The organism is Rhizomonospora bruguierae, assembly GCF_018397995.1.
Classification (GTDB): Bacteria; Actinomycetota; Actinomycetes; order Mycobacteriales; family Micromonosporaceae; genus Rhizomonospora; species Rhizomonospora bruguierae.
On record NZ_BBQH01000054.1, the window covers coordinates 25,740 to 39,738 of the forward strand.

The window sequence follows — 13,999 nt, forward strand, 5'->3', positions numbered from 1 at the left end:
CAATGGAGAAGTTCACCGTCCATACCGGTGCGGCGGTGCCGCTGCGCCGGTCCAACGTGGATACCGATCAGATCATCCCGGCCGTGTACCTCAAGCGGGTGACCCGCACCGGCTTCGCCGACGGGCTGTTCAGCGCCTGGCGCGAGCAGCCGGGCTTCGTGCTCAACAACCCGGTGTACGACGGCGCCACGATCCTGGTCGCCGGGCCGGAGTTCGGCACCGGCTCGTCGCGGGAGCACGCCGTCTGGGCGTTGCAGGACTACGGGTTCCGGGCCGTGATCTCGCCCCGGTTCGGCGACATCTTCCGCGGCAACGCGTTGAAGATGGGGCTGCTGCCCGTGGAGTTGGAACTCAAGGCCGTAGCGGCGCTGTGGGACCTGGTGGAGAGCGACCCGAGCGCGCCGATCACGGTTGACCTGCAGGCCCGCGAGGTGCGCGCGGACGACGCGACCTGGACCTTCCCGCTGGACGACTTCAGCCGCTGGCGGCTGCTGGAAGGGCTGGACGACATCGGGTTGACGCTGCGGCACGTCGCCGCGATCGACGCCTACGAGCGGGATCGCAAGCCGTTCCTGCCGGCCGTCGGGTAGCCGAATACCCCGCTGAAATCGGCTCTTTCGCCCCCACTGACCTCGTCGGTGGGGGCGAAAGCGTTGCGACACAAGGCTTTTTTTCGCCCGGATGTTTGTGTACGCAGGCCAGAGGGCATACGGTGCGCGCAGAATGGCTCATGAGAGTCCACTGGTAACACTCGGGAGGGAAGACGTGAACAAGGCCGAGCTCATCGAGGCGCTCTCCGCGCGCCTGGGCGACAAGAAGGCGGCCACCGCCGCCCTGGACGCGGTGCTGGCCGAGGTGCAGGCCGCGGTCACCAAGGGCGACCGGGTGGCGATTACCGGCTTCGGTGTGTTCGAGAAGCGGGTGCGCGGTGCCCGAACAGCGCGCAACCCGCGCACCGGCGAGTCGGTGAAGGTCAAGAAGACCGCGGTGCCCGCGTTCCGCGCCGGCGCCGGCTTCAAGGAGATGGTGGCCTCCGGCAAGGTGCCGAAGACCGCCGCGGCGAAGAAGACCGCCGCCACCAAGACCACCACCACGGCCCGGGCCGCGAAGGCCAGCGGCGCCGCCGCGCCGAAGGCCACGAAGGCGCCGACGAAGGCCGCGGCCACCAAGTCGGCGGCGGCGAAGAAGGCGCCGGCGAAGGCGGCCAAGTCGACGGCGCGGACCAGCGCGGCGGCGAAGAAGGCCCCCGCGAAGAAGGCCCCGGCCAAGAAGGCGGCGACCCGGAGCCGATAGGCGTATCCGGGCCGACTGACGGGCGCTCGTTCCCTAGGGGATGGGCGCCCTCACCGTTTATCCGGCGAGCGGATCGGCGCTCAGCGGGTCGGTGTCCAGGGGGTCGGCGTCCAGCGGGTCGAGGCCGACGAGGCGGTTGCCGCCGAACGCCAGCAACCAGCCGCTGCCCTTCGCCGTGCGGTACCGCGCCGCCGGTCGCTGCGGCCCGCCGGCCGCCTCGACGAGCCGGGCCAGCGCCGGTGGGATGACCTTTCCCTGGCTGCACACCACGGTCGGGGGGAGCGCGGCGACGGTGGGCAGCGCGGCGACGGCGGTCGACCCCTCGGCGTCGTTGACGGTCTCGTCGAACCGGCCGTCCGCCTCGATCGGCAGGTCCAGCGCGGCGGCGAGCGGCGCCAGGGTCTGCCGGCAGCGGCGCGGTGTGGCGGAGAGCAGGCGGCGCGGCCGGCAGGCGGCCAGCGGCGACACCAGGCGCGCGGCCTCCACCTCACCGGCCGGCTCCAGCGGGCGGGCCCCGTCGTCGGCGAACCAGCTTTCCCGCCTGCCCGCGTGCGCGTGGCGCACCAGCAGCACGACGCCGGTGACCGGCGGCAGGTTCGCGAACGCGCGCAGCACCTCCCGGTCGTGCGGGTAGCTGACCCGCTCGATCGCCGCCGCGGCGGGCAGCCAGCACAGGTCGTCGGCTTCCTCGTTCGGCTCGAACGGAGCCGGCTCCACCGCGCGCATGGACCAGTAGTCCACGACCTTGGGTGCGCCGCCCACCGCGTAGTGGACCCGCGGCAGGCGGACCTGCGGGGTGGCGACCAGCCCGGCCTCCTCGCCCACCTCGCGCACCGCCGCGACCAGTGGATGCTCGCCCTGCTCCACCTTGCCCTTCGGCAGCGACCAGTCGTCGTACCGGGGCCGGTGCACGAGGCAGACCTCGACGCCGCCGGCCCCGGGAGCATCGCGGTAGACGACGCCGCCGGCCGCCCGGATCGTCGTGGTATTCAGGGCAGTCACTCCACTCGCCGTCGCCGCGCGGCCCGGCGCCACGTCCCCAGCACCCCGCCAGCCTAGCGGCGCGGCGCCTACCCGGCCGGTCCGACGACCCGGCGCAGCATGGCCTCCTGCAGGTGCGGCCGCGGCGCGTCCGCGTCGCCGCGGCGGCGGCTCCACGTGCCGTCCGGCGCCAACTCGAACGCCTCGCAGTCGTCGCTCATCGACATCGCGAACATCCGGTCCAGTTCGCCGCGCGCGTCCACGTCGGTGACCTGCACCAGCGCCTCCACCCGGCGGTCCAGGTTGCGGTGCATCAGGTCCGCCGAGCCGATCCGGTACTCGGTGCCGGCGTCGCCGGGCCCGCCCTCGCCGAACCGGAACACCCGGGAATGCTCCAGGAACCGGCCGAGGATCGAGCGGACGCGGACGTTCTCCGACAGGTCCGGCACGCCGGGGCGCAGCGAGCACATGCCCCGCACCACCAGGTCGACCCGCACGCCGGCCCGGGACGCCCGGTACAGCGCGTCGATGATCTCCTCGTCGACCATCGCGTTCACCTTCATCTGCACCAGCCCGGCACCGCCGGCCCGGACCCGCTCCACCTCCCGCTCGATCCGCTCGATGATCCCGCTGCGGATGCCGTGCGGCGCCACCAGCAGCCGCCGGTACGCGGTCTGCCGGCTGTACCCGGTGAGTACGTTGAACAGGTCGGTCAGGTCGGCGCCCACCTCCGGGTCGGCGGTGAGCATCCCGTAGTCCTCGTACAGCCGGGCGGTCTTCGGGTGGTAGTTGCCCGTGCCGATGTGGCAGTACCGGCGGATCTGCCCGCCCTCCTCCCGCACCACCAGCGCCGTCTTGCAGTGCGTCTTCAGCCCGACCAGCCCGTACACGACGTGGCAACCGGCCCGCTCCAGCATCCGGGCCCAACCGATGTTGGCCTGCTCGTCGAAGCGGGCCTTCAACTCGACCAGCACCACCACCTGCTTGCCCGCCTCGGCCGCGTCGATCAGCGCGTCCACGATGGGGGAGTCGCCGCTGGTCCGGTACAGCGTCTGCTTGATGGCCAGGACGTTGGGGTCGGCGGCGGCCTGCTCGATGAAGCGCTGCACGCTCGTGGAGAACGAGTGGTACGGGTGGTGCACCAGGATGTCGCCGTCCCGCAGCCGGGCGAAGAAGCTGCGTGGCGTCTCGCCCTCGACCAGGCGCGGGTGGGTCGCCGGCACGAACGGCCGGTCCTTTAGGTCCGGGCGCTCCGACTCGTCGTACACCTGCCACAGCGCGGACAGGTCCAGCAGGCCGGGGACCCGCAGCACGTCGTGCGCGTCCATGTCCAGCTCGCGGACCAGCGTCTCCAGCACCGTGTCCGAGATCGACGCGGCCACCTCCAGCCGGACCGGCGGGCCGAGCCGGCGCCGGGCCAGCTCCCGCTCCAGGGCCTGGAGCAGGTCCTCGTCCCGGTCCTCGTCCACCTCCAGGTCGGCGTTGCGGGTGACCCGGAACAGGTGGCACTCGACCACCTGCATGCCGGAGAACAGCTGGCCGAGCTGGGCCGCGATCAGCTCCTCGACGGGCAGGAACCGGGGGCGGCCCGGGTCGCCGCCGACCACCACGAACCGGGGCACGTTGTTCGGCACCTTGATCCGGGCGAACAGCTCGGGGCCGCCGTCCGGGTCGCGGACCACCACGGCCAGGTTGAGCGAGCGGTTGGAGATGTACGGGAACGGGTGCGCCGGGTCCACCGCCAGCGGCGTGAGCACCGGGAACACGTGCTCCCGGAAGTACGTGCGCAGGTGCTGGCGCTCGCCGAAGTCCAGGTCCAACCAGCGGACGAGGTGGATGTCCTGTTCGGCCAGGCGCGGCCGGACGTCCTCGGCGAAGCAGCGGGCGTGCCGGGCGACCAGGTCGGCGGTGCGCCCGGCGATCAGTTCGAGTTGGCGGCGCAGCGGTAGCTGGTCGCCGCCCCGGATCGGGATGCCGGCCTGCTGGCGGCGCTTCAGCCCGGCGATGCGGACCATGAAGAACTCGTCCAGGTTGCTCGCGAAAATGGCCAGGAACTTGGCCCGCTCCAGCAGCGGGGTCTCCGGGTCCTCGGCGAGTGCCAGTACCCGGGCGTTGAAGTCGAGCCAGGACAGCTCGCGGTTGAGGAACCGGTCCTCCGGGAGCGGCCGGTCGGTGGCCGGTGGCCGGTCGGTGGCCGGCGGTTCGACGGTGGCGGCCGCGGACTCGGCGCCGCCCACCCGGTTCGGCGCGGTGCGGGGCGCGCCCGCCGGTTCGCCCGTCCCGTTCTGCGCCGGCCCCTCCGGTTCCGGCTCGCCGCCCACCGGCGTGTCGACCGGGATGAGGATGGCGCGGCGCCGGGCCGGCTTGCCGTGGGGCTGGCTGGGGTGCGGCGGCGGGCTGTTCACGGCTCCATCATCACCCGGGCGGGGTTAACGAAGGGTGAACGCGTCTCATGAATTGGTGGGCATGGTCGGCAAGCTAACCCGCCCGACCCCGCCAGATTTGTCTTTGTCGATCTGAACGCGCTGCCCGAGGCGGAGCAGGCGCAACCCCGAGGCGTCGAAGGCCGCGGCCGGGAACGGCAGTTCCGTCCCATCATCCAGGAGCAGCGTTCCGCTGCGGGTCTGCGGGTCGTACGTGGCCACGGTCCCCTGCATGAGGCGCACGCTACCCCCTCCAACGCCCGGCGGGGGAGCGGAAGCCACGGTCTCGGCGAGGGCGCCGGCTATGCCGAAGCCGGCGGGGGACCGGAGGCCGCCGCAGGCGTGGCGGCGTAGAGGGGCGCCGTGTGCGGGCCCAGCCCGAGTGCGGCGGCGGCGGCCAGGTCGGCGGCCGTGTCGACGTCCCGGCGCAGAGAGGGCCACTCGCCGGTCAGGGGCGCGGCGCCGGCCAGCGCGTGGGCGACCGCGGAGCCGGCGCCGAAGCGGGGTTGCGGTGGCACCCCCGGCGGCGTGGTGAGCAGCGTGGTGCCGGTGCCCGGGGCGTCGGCCACGAACCGGCGGGCCGGCTCGCCTCCCGCCCCGGCGCGGGCCGCGGCGGTCAGGGCGGCGGTCAGTTCGGCGGGGCGCAGGGCGGGCAGGTCGGCGGTCAGCGCGGCCACCCAGCGGCCCGGACCGGCGACCGTGGCGATCCCGTGCGCCACGGCCGCGTTGAGCCCCTCGTGCGGCCGCTCCCCGGCACCCGGCGGCGGGTCCGCGACCACGCGGGCGCCCAGCGCCCGGGCCGCGGCCGCCACCGCCGGGTCGTCGGTGACCACCAGCACCTCGGCGACCGCCGCCGAGCGGGCCGCCGCGGCCACCGTGTCCTGCGTCAGGGCCAGCGCCAGCCGGTCGTGCGGCACGCCGGGCAGGGCGCCGCGCAGCCGGCTCTTGGCCGCGCTCAGCCGCTTGACCGGTACCACGACCGCCCAGCCGGCCGCCCAGCCCCGTTGACGCACAGCGCAAATATGCCAGCCCCCGAGCGGGGCGCCCCGCGCTGGCTCCCGCTCGCCCGACCAGGCATGATTCCTCGCAGGCGGGGAGCGTACGAGGAGGCGGGCCGGTGGCACGGCGCAGGCTGGGGTTCTGGCGGCGGTTCGCGGTCGCCGTGGTCAAGCCGGTCCTGAACGTGTGGACCAGACGCACCTGGACCGGCATGGAACACATCCCGGCCAGCGGCGGGGTCATCCTGGTGCCGAACCACCTCTCGCACGCCGACCCGCTCGTCTCCGCGCACTACATCTTCGACGCCGGACGCTGGCCCCGGTTCCTGGCCAAGGCGAGCGTGTTCAAGGTGCCGGTGCTGGGCTGGTACCTCAGCGAGGTCGGCCAGGTGCCGGTCGAGCGGGGCACCGCGGAGGCGGCCCGATCGCTGGACTCGCTGGTCCAGGCGATCAAGGACGGGCAGGCGGTGGTCGTCTACCCGGAGGGCACCACCACCCGGGAGCCGGACCTGTGGCCGATGCGCGGCAAGACCGGCGCGGCCCGGCTGGCCCTGGCGACCGGGGCTCCGGTGGTGCCGATCGCGATGTGGGGACCGCAGCGGATGTTCGATCCGCGCACGAAGAAGCTCGGACTGCGCCCCCGGATCCCGGTGATGGTCGCGGCCGGGCCGCCGGTCGACCTCTCCCGCTGGCGGGGCGCCACGTCCACGCCGGCCGTCCTGCAGGAGATGACCGACGAGATCATGCTCCGGGTCCGGGACATGGTCGGTGAGTTGCGCGGCGAGACCCCGCCGCCGCTGTACCAGCCGACCGCCCGGAAAGGGGGCGACCAGCGATGAGCCGCGTCAAGGCGGCGGTGCTCGGCGCCGGGTCCTGGGGTACCGCGTTCGCGAAGGTGCTCGGCGACGCCGGCGCCGACGTGACGATGTGGGCCCGGCGGGAGTCGGTGGTCGCGGCGATCCGCGACAGCGGCACGAACGTGGACTACCTGCCGCAGGCGCGGCTGGCCGGCAACGTCACCGCGACCACGGACCACACCGAGGCGATCAAGGATGCGGACCTGGTGGTGCTCGCCGTCCCGTCGCAGACGCTGCGCGGGAACCTGGCCGAGTGGGCGCCGACGATCTCCCCCGGTGCCACGCTGATCTCGCTGATGAAGGGCATCGAGCTGGGCACCACCAAGCGGATGAGCGAGGTGATCGTGGAGACCGCCCGGGTCGAGGAGGACCGCGTGGTGGTCGTCTCCGGCCCGAACCTGGCCCCCGAGATCGCCCAGGAGCAGCCGGCGGCCACCGTGGTCGCCTGCACCGACCGGGCCCGGGCCACGCTCGTCCAGCGGGCGATCACCACGCCGTACCTGCGCCCGTACACGAACCATGACGTGATCGGCTGCGAACTGGGCGGCGCGGTGAAGAACGTGATCGCGCTGGCCTACGGGATCGCCACCTCGATGGGGCTCGGCGACAACACCCGGGCCATGCTGATCACCCGCGGCCTGGCCGAGACCGCCCGGCTGGGCGTGGCGCTCGGTGCCGACCCGCTCACCTTCGCCGGTCTGGCGGGCCTCGGCGACCTGGTGGGCACCTGCTCCTCGCCGCTGTCCCGCAATCGCACCTTCGGGGAGCGGCTGGGGCGCGGCGAGACCCTGGACCAGGCCCAGCGGGCCACCCGGCAGACCGCGGAGGGGGTCAAGAGCTGCCTGGCGATCCGCGACCTGGCCCGCTCGCACGGGGTGGAGATGCCGATCACCGAGCAGGTCGAGCGGGTCTGCCACGAGGGCATCGACCCGCGTCTGGCCATCAAGATCCTGATGAGCCGGGAGACGAAGCCGGAGTATGTGGTGCCGGGGTGAGCGAGGCCGCCGGAGGAAGCGAGGCCGGGGTGAACGAGTGGGGTGACGGCACCCGCTGCGCGCACGCCGGCCTGCCCGCCCCCGTGCCGGGGCAGCCGTTCCTGCCGGGTCCGGTCTTCGCCGCCCCGTACCACCTGGACCCGGTCGCCGGTCCGGCCGCCGCCCCGGACGGGTACGGCCGGCCGGACAACGCGAGCCGGCGGCGGCTGGAGGAGGCCATCGGCTCGCTGGAGGCCGGTTCGTGCCTGGCGTTCGCGTCCGGCCAGGCGGCCATCACCGCCCTCCTGCTGACCCTGCTGAACCCCGGCGACACCGTCCTGCTGCCCTCGGACGGGTACTACCTGGTCCGCGCGTTCGCCGCCGGCACCCTGGAGCGGATCGGGGTGCGGGTACTCACCGCCCCCACGGCGGGCCCGTACCCGCCACTCGCCGGGGTGACCCTGGTCCTGCTGGAGTCCCCGGCCAACCCCGGCCTGGACGTGGCCGACCTGGCCGCCCTGTCGGCCGCCGCGCACGCCGCGGGCGCGCTCGTCGCCGTCGACAACACCACCGCCACCCCGCTCGGCCAGCGCCCCCTCGACCTCGGCGCGGACGTGGTGGTCGCCTCCGGCACCAAGGCCCTCACCGGCCACTCCGACCTGCTCCTGGGCTACCTCGCCACCCGCGACGGGGAACTGCTCTCCCGGGTCCGGCAGTGGCGCAACCAAACCGGCGCCGTGCCCGGGGCCTTCGACGCCTGGCTGGCGCACCGCTCACTGGCCACACTGGACCTGCGCCTGGCCCGCCAGTCGGCCAACGCCGCCGCCCTGGCGCGGTCGCTCGCCGCCCGCCCCGACGTCGCCGGGCTGCGCTGGCCCGGGCTGACCGGCGACCCGGCGCACGAGGTGGCGGCCCGGCAGATGCGCCGCCTCCCCGGCATCGTCTCGTTCGACCTCGGCTCCGCGGAGCGGGTCGGGCGGTTCCTGACCGCCTCCCGGCTGATATTCGCGGCGACATCATTCGGCGGCGTGCACACCAGCGCCGACCGGCGCGCGCAGTGGGGCGACGAGGTGACCGGGGGCTTCCTCCGCCTTTCGTGCGGCATCGAGGACACCCCGGACCTCGTCGCGGACATCAACGGAGCGCTCGACCGCGCCTGAACGGCCGGCCCGCCTTGCCCATTCCCGTCGCGCTGACGGCCCGGCCCGGTTCGGCCTGGCCCGGCTCGGCTTGGCGGAGTGCGGTGCGATCGCCCGCGTCGGGGCCGTCCGTTCATCGTCCAGTCAGGCGCGCTGCGCGGCGCAGGCGAACTCGTCCAACCAGTCGACCTGGCCGTCGTTGCCGGGCACAAGGAGCCCCCGGGCCTCGGAGATCCGCCGCCACGCTTCGGGTGGCGTCAGCCCCAGGCGTACCAGGGTGGCGGCGGCCAGCAGGGAGGAGCGTCCGATCCCGGCCCAGCAGTGGATGACGACGAACTCACCCCGCCGGAGTGAGCCGGCCAACCGGTCCACGAGGATGTCGCAGGCGATGCCGGGGGCCGGCGTCCGGCGGTCCGGGATGGGGAACGAGACGAACTCCAGGCCGGCCGCGTGCGCCTCGCGCGGCTCGGCGGCCAGGGCCAGCCGCCGGTACTCGGCGCTGGTCAGCGCGGAGACGAGCAGGCGTACCCCGGCGCCGGCCAGGGCGGCCATCTCGCCCGGGAGCAGCGCTCCCCCGCGCGGGTGCGCCATCGTGGCCAGCCGCCCGGGTGCTGGCGCGTCGATCACGTGCAGTGGCGGTGTCATGTCGCCTCGTTCTCGGTCAGGTTCGGGGGACCGCGTCCGTGATCAGCCGGCATGGAGTGTTGCCCGGGCCGGCGCGGCTGGCAGGTCTCAAACCCAGCAGCGTTTCCCAGGACGGCGCGGCCGGCAAAATCCACAACCAGGGGAGTTTCCCAGGCCGGCACCCGCCGGACAGATCCCAACCCGGCAGTCGCCTCCCGGGCCGGCGCGGCCGGCAACCAGAGTAGGGTCTGGCCCGTGACGAGTCCACGGAAGACCCGTGTCGCCGTCGTGTTCGGCGGCCGCAGCACCGAGCACGCGATCTCGGCGGTCAGCGCGGGCAGCATCCTCGAGGCGCTCGACCCGAGCGAGTTCGAGGTGGTGCCGGTCGGCATCACCCGGGCCGGGCAGTGGGTCCTGACCTCGGGCGACCCGTCCCACCTGGCCATCTCCGGCAGCCGGCTGCCGGAGATCACCGCCGACTCCGGTGCCGCCGTGGTGCTGCCCGGCGACCCCACCGGCGCGTCCCTCGTGGTACTGGACGCGCCGGACGGCGCGGGCGCGCTCGGCGAGGTGGATGTGGTGTTCCCCGCGCTGCACGGCGCGTACGGGGAGGACGGCACGATCCAGGGCCTGCTGGAGATGTCCGGCATCCCGTACGTCGGCGCCGGCGTGTTCGCCTCCGCGGCGGCGATGGACAAGGAGTTCACCAAGAAGCTCACCGTCGCCGACGGCATCCCCAACGGGCCGTACGCGGTGCTGCGCGACGGCGTCTCGCTCTCCGAGGCGGACAAGGAGCGGCTGGGCCTGCCGGTGTTCGTCAAGCCGGCCCGCGCCGGGTCGTCCTTCGGCATCACCAAGGTCTCCGACTGGGCGGAGCTGGACGCCGCCGTCGCGACCGCCCGGGAGGTCGACCCGAAGGTGCTCGTCGAGACGGCGATCGTGGGCCGCGAGATCGAGTGCGGTGTGCTGGAGGGCGAGTACGGCGGCGGGCCCGAGGCGTCCATGCTGGCCGAGGTGCGGGTGGTCTCCGGCGGCCACGCGTTCTACGACTTCGAGGCCAAGTATCTGGACGACGCCTGCGAGTACGACATCCCGGCGCGGCTGCCGGAGCGGGTAACCCGGCAGATCCAGGAGTACGCGTGCCGCACGTTCACCGCGCTGGACTGCGCGGGGCTGGCCCGGGTCGACTTCTTCGTCACCCCGGAACTGGACGTCTACCTCAACGAGATCAACACGATGCCCGGTTTCACGCCGACGTCGATGTTCCCGCGCATGTGGGGGGCGACCGGCATCGACTACCCGAAGCTGGTCACCCGGCTCATCCGCACCGCCCAGCGGCGCGGCTCCGGCCTGCGCTAGCCGGTGCAGCCGAACGGTATGCCCTCGGTCAGGGAGGGCACCGAGGTGGCGACGGGTTTCGAGAAGGCGATTGTCCACTGCCCGGGTTGCTCGTAGCCGGCCGGCACCACGACCCGCACGGGGACCTCGCGGTCCACGGTGGTCCACACCGTGCCGCCGCCGCCCGGCGCCGCGTGCCAGCACACCTGGTTCAGGTTGAACACGTCGTCGGTGGGCGGGTAGGTGGCCGGCGGCACGCCGCAGGCGACCGTGATGGCCGGCTCCCCGTAGGCGGCGTTCTGCTCCGGCCCGGCGGTGACGCGACGCTGCGGCAGCTCGCGGATGTCGGCCGGCAGTTGTGCGGTGAGGGCGCGGCAGACCGTCGCCTGGCGGGCCGCCAGCGCGGGCGCGGGCATCTCGACCGGCGTGCTCGGCACGGGCCGGGGCGCCGCCGAGGCGGACGGTGTGGCCGTCGTGGCGGCCGGGTCGCCCGAGCCGCCGAGTTGGCCGAACACCAGCAGCCCCGCGACGACCGCGAGTGGGAGCGCGACGAGCGTGGCCAGCCGCGCCGCGCTCCGGGTTACCTGGTCAGCCATCGTTACAGGTGCACGACCGAACAGGTGAGGGTACGGGTGATGCCGGGCACCAACTGCACCTTGCTCACGATCATCTTGCCCAGTTCGTCGACGTTGTGCGCCTCGGTCAGCACGACCACGTCGTACGGGCCCGTGACGGCGTCGACCCGGACCACGCCGGAGATCTCGCCGATCGCGGCGGCCACGTCGCGTGCCTTTCCGACCTCGGTCTGGATGAGGATGTACGCCTGGACCACGAGCACCACCCCTTTCGCCGCCGCCGGCGGTTTGACGTGAAACTACCGCACATCCCTTACCGAGGGTCGGGAGGCGTTGATGAATGTGGCCGAGGCCGGCGAGTTCGGGCTCATCGCCCGGGTGACGGCCCGGTTGGCCGCCGGGCCGGCGGTCCTGCTGGGGCCCGGTGACGACGCGGCGCTGGTGGCCGCGGCGGACGGCCGGGTCGTCGCGTCGACGGACGTGCTCGTCGAGGGCCGGCATTTCCGCCGGGACTGGTCGTCGGCGGCCGACGTCGGGCACCGAGCCGCCGCCGCGAACCTGGCCGACATCGCGGCCATGGGCGCGACCCCCACGGCGCTGCTGGTCGGCCTGTGCGCCCCGCCCGACCTGCCCGCCCGCTGGGCCGAGGAGCTGGCCGACGGCCTGGCCGCGGAGGCCGCGCCGCTGGGCGCCAGCGTGGTCGGCGGGGACGTGTCCGCCGCCCGGCTGCTGGTGATCTCGGTCACCGCCCTCGGTGACCTGCACGGGCGCCCGCCGGTCCTGCGCTCCGGCGCCCGCCCCGGCGACGTGGTGGCGGTGGCGGGCCGGCTCGGGCACGCGGCCGCCGGGTACACGGTGCTGTCCCGGGGTTTCCGCACGCCGAAGGTGCTCGTCGAGGCGTACCGGCGGCCGCAGGTGCCGTACCTGGCCGGCCCGCTCGCCGCCCGCGCCGGCGCCACCTCGATGATCGACGTCTCCGATGGCCTGCTCGCCGACCTGGGGCACATCGCCCGGGCCAGTGGCGTCGGCGTCGACGTGCAGCGGGACGCCTTCGACCTGCCGGCGCAGATGCGCGACGCCGCCTCGGCGCTGGGTGTCGACGCGTACGCCTGGGTGCTGACCGGCGGCGACGACCACGCGCTCGCGGCGACCTTCCCGCCCGGCACCGGCCTGCCCGAGGGGTGGCGCGCTATCGGCGTGGTCCGGGACGGCGAGGGCGTCACCGTGGACGGGCGCCCGCACGCCGGCCCGCCCGGTTGGGACCACTTCCGCTAGTGCGGTTAGCCTGCTGCCCGTGACCGCCCTCGAAGTGCGCCCGGTGCCCTACCGCGACCCGGTGGCGCAGTCCCTTGTGGCCGCTGCTCTCGCCGAACTCACCGAACGGTACGGCAGCGAGGGGGACGCCACCCCGGTCGAACCGCGCGAATTCGAGCCGCCGGAGGGCGACTTCCTGGTCGCCTTCCTGGACGGGGCGCCGGTCGGCTGCGCGGCCTGGCGCAGCCACGGCGACGGCGGCACGGCCGCCGAACTGAAGCGGATGTACACCGCGCCGCCGGTGCGCGGGCGCGGGGTGGCTCGGGCGCTGCTGGCGGCGATCGAGGAGTCCGCCCGCCGGCGCGGTCGCAAGCGCCTCATCCTGGAGACCGGCTACGCCCAGCCCGAGGCGATCCGCCTGTACGAGACCTCGGGGTACGAGCCGTGCGAGAACTTCGGCTACTACCGCGACTACCCGGGGGTCCGCTCCTTCGCCCGCACGCTGTAGGGCCCGGCGGCTGAGCTGTCGGGCCCGGGCGGCTGACGTTTCGTGGCCCGGCGGCTGACGTTTCGTGGCTCGGCGGCTACGGGGGCGGGGCCGGGCGGAGACACAAACAGCCGCCGGGTCGCGGGGGACCTCGGCGGCTGGTCGAACGATGTTGTGGCCGACCCGGCGACGGGTCAGGCGCGGACCACCTTGCCGGCCTTGATGCACGAGGTGCACACGTTCAGCTTCTTGGTGGTGCCGCCACCGGCGGGGGTCCGCACGGTCTGGATGTTCGGGTTCCAGCGGCGGTTGGTCTTCTTCTTCGACCACGGCACGTTGTGGCCGAAGCCCGGCCCCTTGCCACAGACGTCGCACACGCTAGCCACGGAATACTCCTGGGAATCTGGTGAATCAGCGGGCCCGCGCACGTCGGGCAACCGGACCAGGGTACCCGACGCGCCGCGGCGCCGGCCAACCCGCCCCCGGGGCCGCCGCAGCAGCCCAGCCGTACCGGCACAGCACCGCCACCGCACCGCCGCGCCGGCACAGCGGACGTGCGCTGTCGGTGCCCGCCAGTAGGCTCGGTCGCGTGCTGGAGACGCTCGATGCCGCCGCCGTGCGCCGCTGGTGCGCGGCCGGGCTGGCGGCGCTGCGCCGGCACCAGGTGGAGATCGACCGGCTGAACGTGTTCCCGGTGCCGGACGGGGATACCGGCACCAACCTCGTCCTCACGCTGGGCTCGGCCCACGAGGCGCTGCGGGCGCTCGGCGCGGCCGAGGGTCGCGCGCCCGGCACCGCCGCCGAGGCGCTGCGCTCGATGGCGCGCGGCGCGCTGTACGGGGCCCGGGGCAACTCCGGGGTCATCCTGTCCCAACTGCTCAAGGGCATCGCTGAGGCCCTGGCGGGTGAGGCCCTGGCGGGTGAGGCCCTGGCGGGTGAGGCCCTGGCGGGTGAGGCCCTGGCAGGCGAGGCGCCGGCGGGTGAGGCCCGGGCGGGCGAGGCGCTGGCGGAGGGGGCCCGGGCGGGCGAGGCGCTGGCGGGCGAGCGGGCCGCGGG

General features: G+C 74.2%; 17 protein-coding genes. 9 read left to right on the top strand and 8 right to left on the bottom strand.

All coding sequences use genetic code 11. From position 1 onward, the window contains the following. The first annotated feature begins 2 nt into the window (after positions 1 to 2). Positions 3 to 590, top strand: a complete 588-nt coding sequence (gene leuD / locus KJS59_RS23905) for a 3-isopropylmalate dehydratase small subunit (protein ID WP_213455214.1) — start codon at positions 3 to 5, stop codon at positions 588 to 590. Positions 591 to 765: 175 nt separating this feature from the next. Then, on the top strand, positions 766 to 1,293 hold the full coding sequence (locus KJS59_RS23910; RefSeq protein ID WP_213455215.1) for an HU family DNA-binding protein: 528 nt from the start codon (positions 766 to 768) through the stop codon (positions 1,291 to 1,293). Between the two features lie 57 nt (positions 1,294 to 1,350). Here the strand turns inward: KJS59_RS23910 and KJS59_RS23915 are convergent, their stop codons facing one another. From KJS59_RS23915 to cofC, 4 genes are all read right to left on the bottom strand, one after another. Beyond that, positions 1,351 to 2,295: an NUDIX domain-containing protein gene (locus KJS59_RS23915; protein WP_213455216.1), complete on the bottom strand. Its 945-nt coding sequence runs from the start codon at positions 2,293 to 2,295 to the stop codon at positions 1,351 to 1,353. A gap of 68 nt (positions 2,296 to 2,363) precedes the next feature. Next, a complete protein-coding gene (locus KJS59_RS23920; RefSeq protein WP_213455217.1) occupies positions 2,364 to 4,679 on the bottom strand; it encodes an RNA degradosome polyphosphate kinase in 2,316 nt (771 codons plus the stop codon). Between the two features lie 45 nt (positions 4,680 to 4,724). After that, a complete protein-coding gene (locus KJS59_RS31410) occupies positions 4,725 to 4,931 on the bottom strand; it encodes a cold-shock protein (protein WP_249714796.1) in 207 nt (68 codons plus the stop codon). 68 nt (positions 4,932 to 4,999) lie between these two features. Further along, positions 5,000 to 5,710: a 2-phospho-L-lactate guanylyltransferase gene (cofC, locus tag KJS59_RS31415; protein ID WP_249714798.1), complete on the bottom strand. Its 711-nt coding sequence runs from the start codon at positions 5,708 to 5,710 to the stop codon at positions 5,000 to 5,002. 104 nt (positions 5,711 to 5,814) lie between these two features. Between cofC and KJS59_RS23930 the strand changes: the two genes are divergently transcribed. The 3 genes from KJS59_RS23930 to KJS59_RS23940 are packed head-to-tail and all read left to right on the top strand — an operon-like array spanning position 5,815 to position 8,686. Then, complete coding sequence (locus tag KJS59_RS23930) at positions 5,815 to 6,534, top strand: lysophospholipid acyltransferase family protein (protein WP_213455218.1); 720 nt, start codon at positions 5,815 to 5,817, stop codon at positions 6,532 to 6,534. Then, positions 6,531 to 7,547: an NAD(P)H-dependent glycerol-3-phosphate dehydrogenase gene (locus tag KJS59_RS23935; RefSeq protein ID WP_213455219.1), complete on the top strand. Its 1,017-nt coding sequence runs from the start codon at positions 6,531 to 6,533 to the stop codon at positions 7,545 to 7,547. The genes KJS59_RS23930 and KJS59_RS23935 overlap by 4 nt, the downstream gene beginning before the upstream one ends. Then, positions 7,544 to 8,686, top strand: a complete 1,143-nt coding sequence (locus tag KJS59_RS23940) for a cystathionine gamma-lyase (RefSeq protein ID WP_376771251.1) — start codon at positions 7,544 to 7,546, stop codon at positions 8,684 to 8,686. Before KJS59_RS23935 ends, KJS59_RS23940 begins: the two co-directional genes overlap by 4 nt. A gap of 123 nt (positions 8,687 to 8,809) precedes the next feature. On the opposite strand, the gene KJS59_RS23945 is transcribed toward KJS59_RS23940, so the two are convergent. After that, positions 8,810 to 9,310 carry a protein-tyrosine phosphatase family protein gene (locus KJS59_RS23945; RefSeq protein ID WP_213455220.1) on the bottom strand — a complete coding sequence of 167 codons (501 nt, stop codon included), beginning with the start codon at positions 9,308 to 9,310 and terminating at the stop codon, positions 8,810 to 8,812. A 234-nt stretch (positions 9,311 to 9,544) separates the two neighbouring features. Here KJS59_RS23945 and KJS59_RS23950 point away from each other — a divergent pair, with 234 nt between their 5' ends. After that, positions 9,545 to 10,648, top strand: a complete 1,104-nt coding sequence (locus tag KJS59_RS23950; protein WP_249714800.1) for a D-alanine--D-alanine ligase family protein — start codon at positions 9,545 to 9,547, stop codon at positions 10,646 to 10,648. On the opposite strand, the gene KJS59_RS23955 is transcribed toward KJS59_RS23950, so the two are convergent. Next, a complete protein-coding gene (locus tag KJS59_RS23955; RefSeq protein ID WP_213455222.1) occupies positions 10,645 to 11,223 on the bottom strand; it encodes a DUF3515 family protein in 579 nt (192 codons plus the stop codon). The two genes, KJS59_RS23950 and KJS59_RS23955, sit on opposite strands and share 4 nt — an antisense overlap. A gap of 2 nt (positions 11,224 to 11,225) precedes the next feature. Further along, complete coding sequence (locus KJS59_RS23960) at positions 11,226 to 11,459, bottom strand: Lrp/AsnC ligand binding domain-containing protein (RefSeq protein WP_213455223.1); 234 nt, start codon at positions 11,457 to 11,459, stop codon at positions 11,226 to 11,228. Positions 11,460 to 11,538: 79 nt separating this feature from the next. Here KJS59_RS23960 and KJS59_RS23965 point away from each other — a divergent pair, with 79 nt between their 5' ends. Then, the gene (locus tag KJS59_RS23965; RefSeq protein ID WP_213455224.1) at positions 11,539 to 12,477 is read left to right on the top strand and encodes a thiamine-phosphate kinase; all 939 of its coding nucleotides are present in this window, start codon (positions 11,539 to 11,541) and stop codon (positions 12,475 to 12,477) included. A 19-nt stretch (positions 12,478 to 12,496) separates the two neighbouring features. Then, the gene (locus tag KJS59_RS23970) at positions 12,497 to 12,964 is read left to right on the top strand and encodes a GNAT family N-acetyltransferase (RefSeq protein ID WP_213455225.1); all 468 of its coding nucleotides are present in this window, start codon (positions 12,497 to 12,499) and stop codon (positions 12,962 to 12,964) included. Between the two features lie 173 nt (positions 12,965 to 13,137). Here the strand turns inward: KJS59_RS23970 and rpmB are convergent, their stop codons facing one another. Further along, positions 13,138 to 13,329 (bottom strand): 50S ribosomal protein L28, encoded by a 192-nt coding sequence (gene rpmB / locus KJS59_RS23975; protein ID WP_213455226.1) that lies wholly within the window; start codon positions 13,327 to 13,329, stop codon positions 13,138 to 13,140. A 203-nt stretch (positions 13,330 to 13,532) separates the two neighbouring features. Between rpmB and KJS59_RS23980 the strand changes: the two genes are divergently transcribed. Beyond that, positions 13,533 to 13,999, top strand: a 467-nt coding sequence (locus KJS59_RS23980) for a DAK2 domain-containing protein (RefSeq protein ID WP_213455227.1), incomplete at its 3' end; no start/stop codon positions are given.

What these genes read in the sequence shown, in the direction of transcription:
- KJS59_RS23935 (WP_213455219.1), top strand. Translation starts at nt 6,531, where the DNA reads ATGAGCCGCGTCAAGGCGGCGGTGCTCGGCGCCGGGTCCTGGGGTACC.
- KJS59_RS23955 (WP_213455222.1), bottom strand. Translation starts at nt 11,223, where the DNA reads ATGGCTGACCAGGTAACCCGGAGCGCGGCGCGGCTGGCCACGCTCGTC.
- KJS59_RS31410 (WP_249714796.1), bottom strand. Translation starts at nt 4,931, where the DNA reads ATGCAGGGGACCGTGGCCACGTACGACCCGCAGACCCGCAGCGGAACG.
- KJS59_RS23945 (WP_213455220.1), bottom strand. Translation starts at nt 9,310, where the DNA reads ATGACACCGCCACTGCACGTGATCGACGCGCCAGCACCCGGGCGGCTG.
- KJS59_RS23965 (WP_213455224.1), top strand. Translation starts at nt 11,539, where the DNA reads ATGAATGTGGCCGAGGCCGGCGAGTTCGGGCTCATCGCCCGGGTGACG.
- leuD (WP_213455214.1), top strand. Translation starts at nt 3, where the DNA reads ATGGAGAAGTTCACCGTCCATACCGGTGCGGCGGTGCCGCTGCGCCGG.